This window comes from Xanthomonas sp. D-36-1 (assembly GCF_017746155.1).
In the GTDB taxonomy this organism is placed as follows: Bacteria; Pseudomonadota; Gammaproteobacteria; order Xanthomonadales; family Xanthomonadaceae; genus Xanthomonas; species Xanthomonas cissicola.
The window spans coordinates 66,046-80,834 of the sequence record NZ_JAGHWR010000012.1 but is presented as its reverse complement, the minus strand read 5'-3'; the positions used below and the strand labels follow the sequence as shown (position 1 = coordinate 80,834).

Here is a 14,789-nt window from a genome sequence, read left to right as displayed (position 1 = left end):
GTCAATGCCGCTCGGCCTGCACATTGCCGAAGCTCTCCCGATACGGCTGCAGCGACGGAATTTCATCCAGCAGTTCACCACTGAGCGTCTGGATCTGCGGCGTGGCGGTCAGCTTGATCGACTTGTATTCCGGATCCGGGCCGGCCTCGTTGACCGCCTGCTGACGCAACATCTGCAGGTGGCCGAACAGCAGCTGCAGCTTGGCGCGTGTCGGCTCTTTCTGCGGTAGCGCGATGTCGTCGATCTTGAGCGTGCCATCGGGGGTGATTTCGGCATTGGCAGCCGGCGGGCGGCGGATCATCACCGACTGCGTGGTGACCGCAACGCGCGGCTTGCCGCGTTCGGCGCGGCGAGACGATTGGTCGCCACAGGCAGCAAGCGTGCACAGCAGAAGCGCCATGCAGAGCATCACGAACTTGTTCATGGGGTCGATGGAGTGAGGGGAGCGCATTAGTGTAATCCCGCTCCGGTCTGCGGATCGGCAACGCGGCGGTCCTGTGCCTGCCAAAATGTCGCAGGGCATCGTTCTGTTTGGCCGCCGTGCACGCATCGTCGGCTGGGAGCGCTTTCCGGCCGGCCAATCAGCAGCGGCGCGCGCCATGCGAACAGCTGTGCAGTCGGTGCGATACGCAGTTGCTGAGCGGTGCTGATGGAAGCGCTGCCACCTCCCCCGCGAATAGTCGTCAACCAGGCGTGGGGCGCACAGGCGCCGCAGTGCACGAGCTGCACATGCCGCGCCGCGCACCGACGACGCCCGCTTGTCGGTGGGCGAAGTCGGTTTGTCGGCCGCTCTACTTGCGGCAATCGTCGATGTCGTGCTGGGTCAGGGTCGAGTACGGCGCAAACGCCGGCACCAGGTGCGCGGCTGCATCCTGCGCGGTGCGCAGCGTGGCCAGCTGGTCGCAGATCTGCAGGGCCTTGTTCTTGAAGGTGTCCGCCTCGGCCTCGATCTTGTCGCCGATCTGATCGGAATTGCCGATGAGCACGCCCTTGATCGCTTCGCCGGCCGCATGTGCCCCGAACGCCGCGCCCTGGGTGCCAATGTCGATGCCCTTCTTGGCCACGCCTTGCACCTGCGTGTAGTAACTCCGCATCGCCTGACGTTGCGCCTCGTTCAAGTCCACCGGCTTGCCGTCGATGCTGAGCGCGCCATCGACGCTGATGGTGGCGGCCGGCAAGCCATCGCGCTTGAGCGTCAGGCTCTTGCCGGTAAAGGTCACGCCGGCACCATTGGCCTGGCCGGAGACGTTGACGGTCGGTTCGGACTTGCCGCAACCCGCCAGCAAGACGCTCGTCACTAATGCCGAAACAAGCAGTTTCATCAGCAATTCCCCCACATCCTGAAAGAAGTCGTCGTCATTTGTCTGCCGGCACCCGCGTGCTGCCGGAGACCTCGCTCACATCGATATCGCCGCTGCCTTTGTGCGCCACGCTCAGATCGCCACGCACCTTGCGGACATTCAACGCGCCGGAAGCGACCGACTCCACGTTGACATTGCCTTGCACATCGCGGATATCGACATCGCCCGAGCCGATCGTGCCGATCCTGATGTTGCCTGCGACGCCGTGCAGCTTGACCTCGCCGGACTGCACTTTCGCCACCTCTGCAGCGCCGTGCACCTCGCGCGCCTTGAGGTCGCCCGAGCCCACTGCCAGCACGCGCAGAGCGCCCAGATCTTCCAGCTCGACATCGCCGGAGCCCACCTTGGCAGTCACGCGGCCCTTGGTGCGATGAATCGTCATGTCGCCGGAACCCACATCGGCGCTCACCGCGGCGGCCCCGTTGATCTGCGCATCGCCGGATCCCACGTCGAATTGCACCAGCACCGTGTTGGGCACGCTGCCGCGCAGATCCAGGTAGGAGTAGCTGTTGCCGAAGGAAAACCGGCGGTCATCGTTCAAGGTCACCACCAGCTTTTCGCCGACGCGCTTCTGGGTCACGGTCAGGCTCTTGAGCAACTCGGCCCTGGCAGCACAGGCGCGCCCGCCCAGTTTTCCGCCGCCGCTGGGCGAGGCGTCCAGATGCAGGTCGTTGGAAGCGACCTCGAACAGGACCGACTTCACGCCGGTCAGCTGCAGGTCCAGGCTGCGCGGTTCGGAGAATTTGCACTGCTCCTCTGCCGCTGCAACACCGGGCAATGCGAGCAGGATGGCCAGGCTCAGGGTCAGGCGCATGGGATGTCCCTCAGGCTTCGGAGCGCCGACGGCGCAGATAGATGGAGGCGGCGATCAACGCAACGCCGATGGCTGCGCCGATCCAGATGTCAGGGCTGCCATACACACGTGTGCTATCGGTGTGCTGCAATGCCCACTGCACCAGATCGCTGGGGTTCTGGATCATGCTGCTGTCCAGATTGCCGCTGACGGCAAGCGGCGACCAGGTGCCGGGCAGGGCGCTGAGCAGGCCGCGATAGCCGACGATGTACCAGATCCAGCCGATCGGCAGCGACACGCCTGGCATCGCCGAGAGAATGCTTAGCATCACGCAGGCCAGCAGCGGAAACAGCACCGCCCACAGGAACGGCTTGCTGTTGGCCCAGGCCGAGCAGAACATCAGCCAGCCCACGGTCGGCAGCGCCCACAACAGGCTCATCGGAACGGTCTTCAGCAACAGCCACAGCAGCGAAAACGGGTGCGAATGGGTCGCCAGCGCCCAGGGGCTGGGCACACCTGCAATCAAGGCGCCAACGATGGCGATCAACCACAGCGCCATGCCGACCGCCGCACCGATCGCGATGGAAATCAGCGGCGCCAGCAGCAACGCCCAGGCGGCCTTGGACAACACCGTCTGCACGTCCGACACCGGCAACGATTTCCAGAACAGCACGCTGCGGTCGCGGCGGTCGTCGTACAGGCTGCCGAGCGCATAGAAAAACACCACAAACGCCAGGACCACCGAGGCGATGCCGATGCCGCCCAGCAGCAGGCCGTCGCCGACCTGGCCCAGCGTGCGGGTGTATTCGGCCAGGTCGTCCATGGCGATGCTGTCGCCGACCATGTTGCGGCGCGCACTGATCGCACCGATCACCGCGCCCAGCAGCGCGAAGAACACCGCAATGCCGCCGGTGATGAACTGCGCCCACACGAAGCCGCCACGGTGCTCCCAATATTCGCGTTTGAGCAGCCAGGCGAAGGTGCGTGCGGGTGACGCTTGGTTGGTCAATGCATTCATGCGTAGGTCCCCTTCATGACCGCAACGAACAGGTCGGCTAGGCCGGGATTGCGGGTTTCGCCAAAACGGGCGAGCTGCTCTTTCGGCGCGCCATCGAACAACATCACGGTCTTGCCGAACGGCAGGCCGCGCTCGTCGATCGGTTTCAGGGCGCGCGCTGCATCCAGCTGGTCGGCACCGACCAGGACTTCGGTGTAGCGCTCGGAGACGCTTTCCATATCGGCGGTGAGCACGATGCGGCCGTCGCGGATGAACATCACATCGGTGAGGATGTGTTCGATCTCCTCGACCTGGTGGGTGGTGACGATGATGGTCTTCTGCTCGTCGAAGTAATCCTCCAGCAGGCGCTGGTAGAACTGCTTGCGGTAGAGGATGTCCAGGCCCAGGGTCGGTTCGTCCAGCACCAGGATGCGTGCGTCGATGGTCATCACCAGCGCCAGATGCAGCTGCACGATCATGCCCTTGGACAACTCGCGCACCCGCGATTTGCGGTTGAGCTGGGTATTGGCCAGGAAGCGCTCGCACTTGGCGCGATCGAAACGCGGATGCACGCCGGCGACGAAATCGATCGCTTCGCCGACCCGCAGCCAGCGTGGCAGCACCGCCACATCGGCAATGAAGCAGACCTCGTTCATCAGCGCGTTGCGCTGCGTGCGCGGATCCATGCCCAACACCTGCAACTCGCCGGCGAAATCGGTCAGGCCCAGCACCGCCTTGAGCGCAGTGGTCTTGCCGGCGCCGTTGGGGCCGATCAGTCCAATAATGCGGCCAGCGGCGATGGTGAAGCTGGTGTTGTCCAGCGCGAGCCGATGCTTGTAGGCCTTGCGCAGGCCACGTGCATCGACCACATGGTCGGAGGAGACGGCGGTCATGGTGTTTTTCCCTGTGGCAACAGATCGTCGATGGACAGTCCCAGGCGCTGGATCCTTTCCAGCACGGCGGGCCATTCTTCATTCAAGAAACGCTCGCGTTCGCTGCCTCGCAGCTTCTGTGCGGCTTCCGGGGTCATGAACATGCCCAGGCCGCGGCGTTTCTCCACCAGGTTCTCGTCGGCCAGTTCCTGATACGCACGCGAGACGGTGATGGGGTTGAGTTGGTAATCGGCCGCCACCTGGCGCACCGAGGGCAGGGCGTCGCCGGGCTTAAGAATTCCATCGAGCATCATGGCAATCACCCGTTCCTTGAGTTGGCGGTAGATGGGAGCGCCGTCGCTCCACTGAATATCGTTCATGATCAGCTCCGTGGGCGCAGGGCCTGCGCGAAGGAGAAATAGGGCATCGACAGCGAAGCGCGCACATGCCGGCCAGGCCGGGAACGCGCTTCGGGGGGAGTTGTCGCGTTTTCCGTAACCGCCTCCGACACGCCATAATCGGCGCCGGACTCCGTCACCTGACTGGAAGCGGCTCCCAGGCAACCAATGGCAAACAGGGTGCTGCCGAACAGCAACAGCGGAACTGGTCGCGTGAAGCGTGTGCTGTTCATGCTTTCCCCTGCGTTGGATGACTGGTGTTGTATTTAACTATAACACCGACACGCAGGTAGTCAACTGTTTGTCATCCCCAACTGATGGCACCCCTTTATCGGTGCGCCGCCTCAACTCTCGAAGGGCATTGCTCATGTTGCTCAATCGTCTGCTAGCTCTTGTATTGACTGGCTTCTTTGCAACGTCCGCGTTCGCTGCCGGCACCCCGGTACTGGATGTGGAGTACCGGCCGCTGGCCGGCAAGACGCCGATCAACCTGAACCGTACCTACGGCGGCAAGGTTGTCATGGTGGTCAACACCGCCAGCAAGTGCGGCTTCACCCCACAGTACGAAGGTCTGGAAGCGCTCAACCAGCGCTTCGGCAGCCGCGGCTTCACCGTGCTGGGCTTTCCGTCCAACGATTTCCAGGGACAGGAACCGGGATCTGAGAAGCAGATCCAGGAATTCTGCACGCTGACCTATGGCGTGAAGTTCCCGATGTTCGAAAAGGTCCATGTGCTGGGTGCGCAGGCAACGCCGCTGTATCAGCGCCTGACCCAGGCCACTGGCGTGGCGCCGGGCTGGAACTTCCACAAGTATCTGATCGGTCGCGATGGCCGGGTGGTTGCGCAGTTCCCCAGCAAGATCAAACCGGACGATCCGAGCGTGCTGGCAGCAATCGAACGCGAGCTCAAGGCGCCGGCGCGCTGAGCGCAGCGCTCGCATCGCCGCGCGCGCGTGCGACAATGCGCATTCAGCGCCATCGGTGGCGTGTCTTTTCACTTTTGGGAAGTGCATCGAATGAAGATGGGAAAGCGCGGCGCGGCGGCGTCGTTACTGATGGTGGCAATGGCGGCGTCGATGCCGGCGATGTCGCAGCAACCGGCCGCAGCGGCCACCAAGGAGAAGCCAGCTTTGAATGCATCGTCTGATAAGAGCACGCGCGATAACGTCAGCTACGCCATCGGTATGGACGTGGCACGTTCGTTCGAGCCGATTGCTCAGGACATCGATGTGAACGCGATGCAACGCGCCATCGAAAATGCGTTCAAGGGCGGCAAGCCGCTGTTGTCGGATGAGCAGACCCAGGCCACCGATACTGCGTTGCGTACCGCGCTCGCTGCCCGCAACGGCCAGCAGGTGCCAGGCATGGCGCCGGGCGCCGTGCCGGCTGCGCCGTCCAAGGAAAATGTCGGCCTGATGCTTGGCGATCGTGCGGTTGGTCCGTCGCTGGCCGGCATCAAGGATGAGATCGATCTGTCGATCCTGATCGAAGCGGTGCGTACCGTGTTCGCCAAGGGCACCACGCGTCTGACCCAGCAGGAGGCCGCAGCCACCATGCAGGCATTCGCCTCTGCCAAGCAGGGCGCCGCCGCTGCTAATAATCGTCAGCAGGGCAATGAATTCCTTGCCAAGAACAAGACCGAGAAGGGCGTGATCACCACCGCGTCCGGCCTGCAGTACATGGTGTTGCGCCAGGGGAGCGGCGAGCGCCCGATGCGGACCAGCAAGGTGCGTGTGAACTACGAAGGCAAGCTGCTCAACGGACAGGTCTTCGACAGTTCCTACCAGCGCGGCCAGCCGGCGGAGTTCGGTCTGGATCAAGTCATTCCCGGTTGGACCGAGGGCGTCGCGTTGATGCCGGTCGGTTCGAAATACCGTTTCTGGATTCCATCCAACTTGGCCTATGGCCCGAACGGCACGCAAGGAGGGCCGATCGGACCTGACGCAACGTTGACGTTCGATGTCGAACTGATGGGTATCCTTCCCTGATCTTCCGCAGCAGGCAGTTCATTCCATGCGCGTTGCGATCTTCGGCACCGGCTACGTGGGTCTTGTGACCGGTGCCTGCCTGGCGGAAGTGGGGCACCAGGTCGTCTGCGTGGACATCGATCAAGCCAAGCTTGATGCCCTCAATCGCGGGCTGATTCCAATCTACGAGCCCGGCCTGGAGCCGATGGTGAAGGCCAACCATGCCGCCGGCAGGTTGCGCTTCACCAGCGATGCGGCTGCCGCGATCGCGCATGGCGAGATCACCTTCATTGCCGTAGGCACGCCGGCCGACCAGGACGGGAGTGCCGACCTGCAATACGTGCTGGCAGTTGCGCGCACGGTGGGCCGGCATATCGACGGCCCGGCGATCGTGGTCAACAAGTCAACGGTGCCGGTCGGCACGGCCGATCGCGTGCGCGCGGCGATCCAGGAAGAACTGGCCGCGCGCGGAGTGGCGCACGACGTCGATGTCGTCTCCAATCCCGAATTCCTCAAGGAAGGCGGCGCGGTGGCCGACTGCATGCGCCCGGACCGCATCGTGATCGGCGCCAAGAAGCCGGCGGCCATTGCGCGCATGCGTCGCCTGTACGCACCGTTCAATCGCAACCGCGATCGCATCGTCGAAATGGACGTGCGTTCGGCCGAACTGACCAAGTACGCGGCCAACGCGATGCTGGCGACCAAGATCAGTTTCATGAACGAGATCGCCAATATTGCCGAGCGTGTCGGTGCCGACGTCGAACATGTGCGTAACGGCATCGGCTCTGATCCGCGTATTGGCTGGCACTTCATCTATCCCGGCGCCGGTTACGGCGGCTCGTGCTTCCCGAAGGACGTGCAGGCATTGGCCAAGACGGCCGAGCAGTACGGCATGCAGCCGACCCTGCTCAACGCAGTGGAAAGCGTCAATCACGCGCAGAAGGGCCATCTGTTCGAACTGGTGCAGCGGCATTACGGTACCGAGGGCACCGGCAGTGTGGCCGGCAAGACCTTCGCGGTGTGGGGTCTGGCGTTCAAGCCCAATACCGACGACATGCGCGCTGCGTCCAGCCGTCGCTTGATGGAACAGTTGTGGGAAGCCGGTGCCACCGTGCGCGCCTACGACCCTGAAGCCACTCGCGAAGCCAGGCGCATCTTCGGCGAGCGCGACGATCTGACCTTCTGCGACGATGCCTTTTCTGCACTGGAAGGTGCCGACGCACTGGTCGTGGTCACCGAGTGGAAGCAGTTCCGAAGCCCGGACTTCGGCAAGATCAAGCAGGCCTTGAAGGACGATGTCGTCTTCGACGGCCGCAACCTTTACGATCCGCAAGAGATCGAAGCCGCAGGTCTGGCGTACTACGCCATTGGACGAGGCCGTTCGCTGTATGCATGAGCAACTCCCGCTGCAAGACCGCGCGCTGGAAGCGCGGTTGATCGAATTGGAAACGCGCCTCTCCTTCCAGGAGCAGGCGCTCAACGAACTGAGTGAAGCACTTGCGGACGCCCGTTTGACGGGCGCACGCAATGCCGAATTGATCCGCCACCTGCTCGAGGATCTGGGCAAGGTGCGCTCCACATTGTTTGCCGATGCAGCGGACGAACCGCCGCCTCCGCACTACTGATTGCAGATTGCCACCGCCATGAGCGATACCTTACGTGACCAATTGCTTGGGTTGGGCTTCAAGTCCGCGCCCAAGCCCGAACGCAAACCCGATGCACGGCCCGCAGCGCGTGCACATGGCAATGGTGGCAAGCCAGCACCCGGGGGCAATCGGCCGGGCGAGGGCAGGGGGCCGCAGCGTCCGCATGCCGCTGCGGCGACCGATGGCCATGGCGAGCGCAGAACCGCTGGCAGGCCCGAGCGTCGTCATGACGGCAAGCCCGGTGCAGCGCCGCGTCCGCAGCATCCCGCTGCAGACCGCCGTGGCCCCAGGCCGGCGCGCACGCGCGAAGATATCGATCTGGCCAAGGCCTATGCGATCCGTGCGCAGCGCGAGAAGGACGAGCGCATCGAAGCCGAGCGAGTGAAGCAGGAAGAAGCACGCCTGCGTCGCGAAGCCAAGGCCAGGCTCGAAGCGCTGGTGAAGGACAAGGGCTTGAATGATGCCGCTGCGGATATCGCCCGGCACTTTCCGTATGGCGGCAAGATCAAGCGCATTTACGTCAACGCCGATCAGCTCAAGGCGCTCAACGCCGGCGAGCTGGGCGTGCTGCAACTCAACGGACGCTATCTGCTGGTGACTGCCGAGCTACTCGCCGAAGCCGAAGCGGTGTTCGCCCCATCGGTGGCATTGAAAGTGGACCCGAACGCACCAGCGGGCGAGGACCCGTACGCTGATCCGAAATATCAGGTGCCCGACGATCTGGTCTGGTAAGACGCGCGCTGCGTGTTGTGTGTTGTATAGGGGCGCCTGCGGGTGCCCTTTTTAGGCATTTATCCGCAGGCAGCAGCGCGCAGTCTCCGCGTAAGCCAGAGGGCGGCCATGGGATTGTCGGGCGTAGAACGCATGCTGGTTGTCTGATCATGGTGCTGCACCGCCAGCGGGGCTCACCCTGACCGCTAACCCGGCAGACAACGAACTGAGCGCCGCTATACAAGCCGGTCACAGGCGGCGCGGCACCATGCGCGCCGTTACGTATCGATGCAGGCCGGCGCCTTTCGCCGTGGTCTCGTCCCTGCGCGGTTGCTCTGTCCTGCCAATGGTGCTGCATATGTCCCTGTCGTCGAAATCCTTGAAATCCAACGCCGTGGCGGCCGTCGTCTCTCGTGCGCCTATTCGCGTGCCGGTGCGGGCGCTGCGCCGAACCTCGTCAGCTGCGGTGGTGCTCGCGCTGTGCGTCGCTAGCGGCCATACCGCCGCGCAGGCAGACGATGCGCCAGCGTTCGACCGGCCGGGCATTCCGTTCGCTGCGGAGGCGTTGCAGCCAGGTGCGTTTGCGTGGGAACAGGGCTTGCCGGACGCGAGTACCGATCGCAGCGGCGGGCAGCGCACGACCCAATACACTGCCGACACGCTGCTGCGTCTGGGGTTGTTCCGGAATGTCGAGCTGCAACTCGGGAGTGACAGTTACAACTGGCAGCATGGCGGTGGCGCGCGGGTGCGTGGCGGTGGCGACAGCAGTGTCGGGTTGAAGGTGGCCTTGCCATCGCGTTCGGAGAGCTTTCATTGGGCTGCGTTGGGCACTTACAGCATTCCGACCGGCAGCCCGGCCTTCAGCGACGGCTACTCGCGCGAACTCGGTGTGACTGCATCCTGGGATCTGGCGCAGCAGCGCGCCATCGCGTTATACGTCAATTACGCGCGCGACGACGACGGGCACACCTGGACGTTCTCTCCCAATTACACGTTTTTCTCCGGCGACGATTTCAGCAGCTATGTGGAAGCGGGCTTGGACACCGGCAGCGAGCATGCGCGCGTGGCTGGCGCGGGTGGCGCCTGGCAGCTGCCGCATGCGATGCAGCTGGATGTGTCGGTGTTGCGCGGACTGACCTCGGAAAGCCCGGACTGGCAGGGCGGCATCGGACTGTCGATCGCGTTTGAGTGAGTGGCGCGAACCGCCGCTGCTGGGTCACTGGCCAATCGGCGCGGTGCCTTGGGCCTCTCAGCCTGGTGCCAGCTGAGCTATGTTGCACTGCCGCATGCATTGGCTGCGCGGAAAAGGCCTAATTGGATCGATCCAATTAGATGCCACTGCATGCGTCTTTCTTCCATCGCAAGGCTTTCCACGTGACGCCAGCCAAGCCGACATCCGAGATGACGGCGGACGACGCTACGCCGGGCGCGGGGCGCGGGGCGGTGACGTTACGCGATATCGCCGGCGCCATCGGTGTCTCGCGCGCAACGGTGTCGCTGGTGTTGCGCGGTAGCCCGCTCGTGCATGCGAGCACGCGCGCGCGCGTGGAGGCCGAGCTGGATCGGCAGAATTACATCTACAACCGCGCCGCGGCGAATTTACGCCAGCGCACCTCGTCCAGCGTCGCGCTGGTGATCAACGATTTGTCCAACCCGTTTTTTGCCGAGTTCGCCGCCGGCGTCGACGAAGCACTGGGCGCAGCCGGCTATGTCACCTTGCTCGGTAGCACCGGCGAATCGACGCAGCGTCAACAAGCAGTGCTGACTTCGCTGATGGAGCACACGCCGGCCGGCATCATCCTGTCGCCGGCCGAAGGCAGCCAGGCGCAGGCGCTGAGCCAGGTGCTCGGCCGCCAGCGCAACGTGGTGCTGTTCAATCGCGAGGTGGAAGGCGCGCAATGGGATCTGCTGGCGCTCGACAACGCACAAGGCGCGTTCGTGGCCTGCTCGCATCTGATCGCGCAAGGTCATCGGCGTATCGTGTTTTTCGGTGGGCATGCCGCATCCAGTTCCTGCCGCCAGCGCCGCGCCGGCTACGCGCGTGCGATGCAGGAGGCGGACCTGGAAACGCATTACGTCGAGTCGGCTCCAAATCGCCAGGACGCCGCAGTCTGCGGGGCGCGCTTGCTAGGCAGTACGGCGCAGGCAGCGACTGCGGCGGTCTGCTACAACGACAGCGTTGCGCTCGGCTTGATGGCGGCACTGGCCAAGCACGGTATCGTGCCCGGCCGCGACTTCGCGGTGACCGGCTTCGACGACATCGCCGAAGCGGCGCTGTTCACGCCTGCATTGACCACCCTGGCTGCAGACCCGCGTGCGCGTGGCAGGCAGGCTGCGCAATTGGTGCTGCAACGGATCGGTAGCCCCGAGCTTGCCGCACAACAGCTGACCGCCGCAGTCGCACTGAATATTCGTGCGAGCAGCGCCTGCGGACCCACAACGCGAATGTCACCACCTCCCCCAAGCGGTCCATCCGCCCATTCCCCCACCAAGGCCTCAGGCCGCTGACCAGGCAATCCCTATGGTTTCCCTTTCCACGCAATCCTCCGTGCCCAGCGGCAACAAGGCGCCAGTCAACAACGGCGTCGCGTTGTCGGTGGTCACCACGATCTTTTTCATGTGGGGCTTTCTGACCTGCCTCAACGACATCCTGATTCCGCATCTGAAGGCGGTGTTCGAGCTCAACTTCGCGCAGGCGATGCTGGTGCAGTTCACCTTCTTCGGTGCCTATTTCCTGATGTCGCTGCCGGCCGGTTGGCTGGTGAACCGGTTGGGCTATAAGCAGGGTATCGTGGCCGGCTTGGCGGTGGCGGCGGTCGGCGCGCTGGGCTTCTGGCCAGCGGCGGAATTGCGCGTGTACAGCGCATTTCTCGGCGCGTTGTTCGTACTGGCCACTGGCATCACCATCTTGCAGGTGGCCGCCAATCCCTACGTCGCCTTGCTGGGGCCCGAGCGCAGCGCCTCCAGTCGCTTGACCCTGGCCCAGGCACTGAATTCGCTCGGCACTGCAATCGCGCCACTGTTGGGCGGCTGGTTGATCCTGTCCAACACGGTCATGAGCGGCGACCAACTGAAGGCCTTGCCGGAAGCCGAGCAATTGGCTTATCGCGTGCAGGAAGCGCAGGCCGTGCAAGGCCCGTACATCGGGCTGGGCATCGTGCTGTTCCTGTTGGCGATCTTCGTGTTTCTGTTCCGTCTGCCGGCACTGACCGACGCCAGCGCACAGAAAGACGACAGCAAGCATTCCCTGCTCGATGCCTTGCAACACCCGCATGTGCGCTTCGGTGTGTTGGCGATCTTTTTCTACGTCGGCGCAGAAGTGGCGATCGGCAGCCTGATGGTCAATTACTTCTCGCTGCCGCAGATTGGTGGGTTCACCGAGCGCGAGGCAACCAAGTACGTGTCGGCCTACTGGACGCTGGCGATGATCGGCCGTTTCATCGGCTCGGCGCTGCTGGCCAAGCTGTCGCCGCGCGTGTTGTTGTCGGTGTTCGCTGCAATCAACGCGGTGTTGCTGGGCCTGACAATGGCCAGCGGCGGCATGCTGGCGGTGTACGCGCTGGTGGCGATCGGCCTGTTCAATTCGATCATGTTCCCGACCATCTTCACCCTGGGCATCGAGCGGCTTGGTCCGCTGACCGGGCGCGCGTCGAGCCTGCTGATCATGGCCATTGTCGGCGGCGCAATCGTGCCGTATCTGCAAGGGCTGCTCGCCGACAGCATCGGCCTGCATGAGTCGTTCGTGCTGCCGTTGCTGTGCTACCTGTACATCGTGTTCTACGGTATCTGGGGCTCGCGGTTGCGCGGCGCACTGGCGGAGGCACGCGCATGAGTGCGAGCAAGCATCAGGTGGTGTGTTTCGGCGAAGCGCTGATCGACATGCTGGCGTTGCCGCAGGCCCGCCCGGACCAGGCGCGCACCTTTGCGCAATATGCCGGCGGTGCGCCGGCCAATGTCGCCGTCGCGGTGGCGCGCCTGGGGGGCGCTGCGCATTTTGTCGGCATGCTCGGGCGCGACATGTTCGGCGATTTCCTGCTGCAAAGCCTGCAGCAATCCGGCGTGGCAACCGACGGCATCGTGCGCACCGATCAGGCCAAGACTGCGTTGGCGTTCGTTGCGTTGGACGAAGCGGGCGAGCGCAGTTTCAGTTTCTACCGTCCACCGGCAGCGGACCTGTTGTTCCGTCCCGAGCACTTCGCTGCGGACGGGTTTACGCAGGCAGCGGTCTTGCATGTGTGCTCCAACAGCATGACCGAGCCGGAGATTGCCCAGTGCACGCTGGACGGCATGCGCCGTGCGCGCGCCGATGGCGCCATCGTCAGCCTTGATCTGAATCTGCGCCCGATGCTGTGGCCGCAAGATGTCGACCCGGCGCCGTTGCTATGGGAGGCGCTGGCGTTGGCCGATGTGGTCAAGCTTTCGCGCGAGGAACTTGAGTATCTGGCGGGAACGCTCGATAGCGACGCCAGTGCGGTTACGCAAAAGCTGTGGCAGGGCAGGGCCAGTTGGTTGCTGGTCACCGATGGCGGCGGGCCGGTGCATTGGCAGACACGCACCGATTCGGGCCAGGTGCCGGCATTCCAGGTGCAGGTGCGCGATAGCACCGCCGCTGGCGATGCGTTCGTCGGCGGGCTGCTGTATCAGCTGGCAACGCGTGCTGCATCGCTGGAGCAGCTGTGCGGTGATCCCGCGGTAATCAATGAGGTGATCCGGTTTGCTGCCGCAGTCGGCGCGCTGGCGGTGACGCGCAAGGGCGCGTTCGCGGCAATGCCGAGCATCGATGAAGTCCATTCCTTGATCCAGGAACAATCATGAGCCGTTTGCCTGCAACACCCGCACCCGATTTCCGTTCGGCCGACGTCTTGCGCCAGCACATCGCCGACACCATGGCGTTCTATCATCCGCGCGCGATTGATCCGGCCGGTGGGTTTTTCCAGTATTTCCGCGATGACGGTTCGATCTACGATGCCGGGCATCGCCACCTGGTCAGCAGTACGCGCTTCGTCTTCAATTACGCGATGGCGTACCGCGAGTTCGGCGACGCTGCGTACCTGCAGGCGGTACGTCACGGGCTGGACTATCTGCGCAACGTGCATCGCAACCCGCAAACGGGCGGTTATGCGTGGACGCTGCGCGATGGCGTGGTCGAAGACGACATGAATCACTGCTACGGCGTTGCCTTTGTGTTGCTGGCGTATTCCTGCGGCTTGAAAGCCGGCGTCGATGAGGCGCGTGCGTGGATGGACGAAACCTGGCAACTGCTGGAAAAACACTTCTGGGAAGCAGGCTTCGGCTTGTATCGCGACGAAGCCGACGCGCAGTTCAACTTCACCAGCTACCGCGGTCAGAACGCCAACATGCATATGTGCGAGGCGATGATCGCCGCGTACGAGGCAAGCGGTGAGCAGCGTTATCTCGATCGCGCACTGGTGCTTGCGGAGAACATGACCCAACGCCAGGCTGCCAAAGCCGATGGGCTGGTGTGGGAGCATTACGACCTGCGGTGGAATATCGACTGGGATTACAACCGCGACAATCCCAAGCACCTGTTCCGCCCTTGGGGCTTTCAGCCGGGCCATCAGACCGAATGGGCCAAGCTGCTGATGCTGCTGGATCGCTATGCACCGGCCGACTGGTTGCTGCCCACCGCGCAGCACCTGTTCGATGTGGCGGTGGAGCGCTCATGGGACACGCAGCGCGGCGGGCTGTATTACGGCTTCGATCCCGACGGGAATGTTTGCGACGACGATAAGTATTTCTGGGTGCAGGCCGAGTCGCTGGCCGCTGCCGCATTGCTGGCCCAGCGCAGCGGCGACGATCGCTACTGGCAGTGGTATGACACGCTGTGGGCCTATTCGTGGGCGCACATGATCGACCATCAATATGGCGCGTGGTATCGCATCCTGGATGCGGACAACCGCAAGTACAGCGATGAGAAAAGCCCGGCGGGTAAGACCGATTATCACACCATGGGTGCGTGCTACGAAGTCTTGAACGTGTTGCGGCCGGCTGCTTGATGCTGGCGTGATCCAAGCGCCGCCGCGC

At 63.7% G+C, this 14,789-nt stretch carries 17 protein-coding genes; 10 read left to right on the top strand and 7 right to left on the bottom strand.

Annotated features, from left to right (window positions below; all coding sequences use genetic code 11):
- Position 1 precedes the first annotated feature (1 nt).
- The 7 genes from J7367_RS04195 to J7367_RS04165 all read right to left on the bottom strand — a co-directional run bounded on the left by J7367_RS04195 (position 2) and on the right by J7367_RS04165 (position 4,654).
- The gene (locus J7367_RS04195; protein ID WP_042805892.1) at positions 2-424 is read right to left on the bottom strand and encodes a hypothetical protein; all 423 of its coding nucleotides are present in this window, start codon (positions 422-424) and stop codon (positions 2-4) included.
- 367 nt (positions 425-791) lie between these two features.
- On the bottom strand, positions 792-1,322 hold the full coding sequence (locus tag J7367_RS04190) for a DUF2884 family protein (RefSeq protein ID WP_057660273.1): 531 nt from the start codon (positions 1,320-1,322) through the stop codon (positions 792-794).
- A gap of 34 nt (positions 1,323-1,356) precedes the next feature.
- Positions 1,357-2,175, bottom strand: a complete 819-nt coding sequence (locus J7367_RS04185; RefSeq protein WP_057660271.1) for a DUF4097 family beta strand repeat-containing protein — start codon at positions 2,173-2,175, stop codon at positions 1,357-1,359.
- Positions 2,176-2,185: 10 nt separating this feature from the next.
- Entirely contained in the window at positions 2,186-3,172 is a 987-nt protein-coding gene (locus tag J7367_RS04180) for a hypothetical protein (RefSeq protein WP_057660270.1), read from the bottom strand.
- Positions 3,169-4,044: an ABC transporter ATP-binding protein gene (locus J7367_RS04175; RefSeq protein WP_057660267.1), complete on the bottom strand. Its 876-nt coding sequence runs from the start codon at positions 4,042-4,044 to the stop codon at positions 3,169-3,171. Before J7367_RS04175 ends, J7367_RS04180 begins: the two co-directional genes overlap by 4 nt.
- Complete coding sequence (locus J7367_RS04170; protein ID WP_003483692.1) at positions 4,041-4,403, bottom strand: GntR family transcriptional regulator; 363 nt, start codon at positions 4,401-4,403, stop codon at positions 4,041-4,043. The genes J7367_RS04175 and J7367_RS04170 overlap by 4 nt, the downstream gene beginning before the upstream one ends.
- 2 nt (positions 4,404-4,405) lie before the next feature.
- A complete protein-coding gene (locus J7367_RS04165) occupies positions 4,406-4,654 on the bottom strand; it encodes a hypothetical protein (protein WP_015472303.1) in 249 nt (82 codons plus the stop codon).
- Between the two features lie 134 nt (positions 4,655-4,788).
- On the opposite strand from J7367_RS04165, the gene J7367_RS04160 reads away from it, so the two are divergent.
- The 10 genes from J7367_RS04160 (at position 4,789) to J7367_RS04115 (ending at position 14,761) form a co-directional block, all read left to right on the top strand.
- A complete protein-coding gene (locus J7367_RS04160) occupies positions 4,789-5,346 on the top strand; it encodes a glutathione peroxidase (protein ID WP_057660266.1) in 558 nt (185 codons plus the stop codon).
- A gap of 90 nt (positions 5,347-5,436) precedes the next feature.
- Positions 5,437-6,408 carry an FKBP-type peptidyl-prolyl cis-trans isomerase gene (locus J7367_RS04155; RefSeq protein ID WP_057660264.1) on the top strand — a complete coding sequence of 324 codons (972 nt, stop codon included), beginning with the start codon at positions 5,437-5,439 and terminating at the stop codon, positions 6,406-6,408.
- Between the two features lie 25 nt (positions 6,409-6,433).
- Entirely contained in the window at positions 6,434-7,783 is a 1,350-nt protein-coding gene (locus J7367_RS04150; protein WP_022559646.1) for a UDP-glucose/GDP-mannose dehydrogenase family protein, read from the top strand.
- On the top strand, positions 7,776-8,012 hold the full coding sequence (locus J7367_RS04145) for a SlyX family protein (RefSeq protein WP_003483700.1): 237 nt from the start codon (positions 7,776-7,778) through the stop codon (positions 8,010-8,012). The genes J7367_RS04150 and J7367_RS04145 overlap by 8 nt, the downstream gene beginning before the upstream one ends.
- 18 nt (positions 8,013-8,030) lie before the next feature.
- Positions 8,031-8,765 carry a DUF2058 family protein gene (locus tag J7367_RS04140; protein ID WP_337411367.1) on the top strand — a complete coding sequence of 245 codons (735 nt, stop codon included), beginning with the start codon at positions 8,031-8,033 and terminating at the stop codon, positions 8,763-8,765.
- Between the two features lie 325 nt (positions 8,766-9,090).
- A complete protein-coding gene (locus J7367_RS04135) occupies positions 9,091-9,936 on the top strand; it encodes a transporter (protein WP_057660260.1) in 846 nt (281 codons plus the stop codon).
- Positions 9,937-10,076: 140 nt separating this feature from the next.
- Positions 10,077-11,252, top strand: a complete 1,176-nt coding sequence (locus J7367_RS04130) for a LacI family DNA-binding transcriptional regulator (RefSeq protein ID WP_057660258.1) — start codon at positions 10,077-10,079, stop codon at positions 11,250-11,252.
- A gap of 13 nt (positions 11,253-11,265) precedes the next feature.
- Positions 11,266-12,576, top strand: coding sequence for an L-fucose:H+ symporter permease (fucP, locus tag J7367_RS04125; RefSeq protein ID WP_008576532.1), 1,311 nt, complete (start codon positions 11,266-11,268; stop codon positions 12,574-12,576).
- Positions 12,573-13,559 (top strand): carbohydrate kinase, encoded by a 987-nt coding sequence (locus tag J7367_RS04120; RefSeq protein WP_039732146.1) that lies wholly within the window; start codon positions 12,573-12,575, stop codon positions 13,557-13,559. Before fucP ends, J7367_RS04120 begins: the two co-directional genes overlap by 4 nt.
- Positions 13,556-14,761, top strand: coding sequence for an AGE family epimerase/isomerase (locus J7367_RS04115; RefSeq protein ID WP_057660256.1), 1,206 nt, complete (start codon positions 13,556-13,558; stop codon positions 14,759-14,761). The genes J7367_RS04120 and J7367_RS04115 overlap by 4 nt, the downstream gene beginning before the upstream one ends.
- The last annotated feature ends 28 nt before the right edge of the window (positions 14,762-14,789 follow it).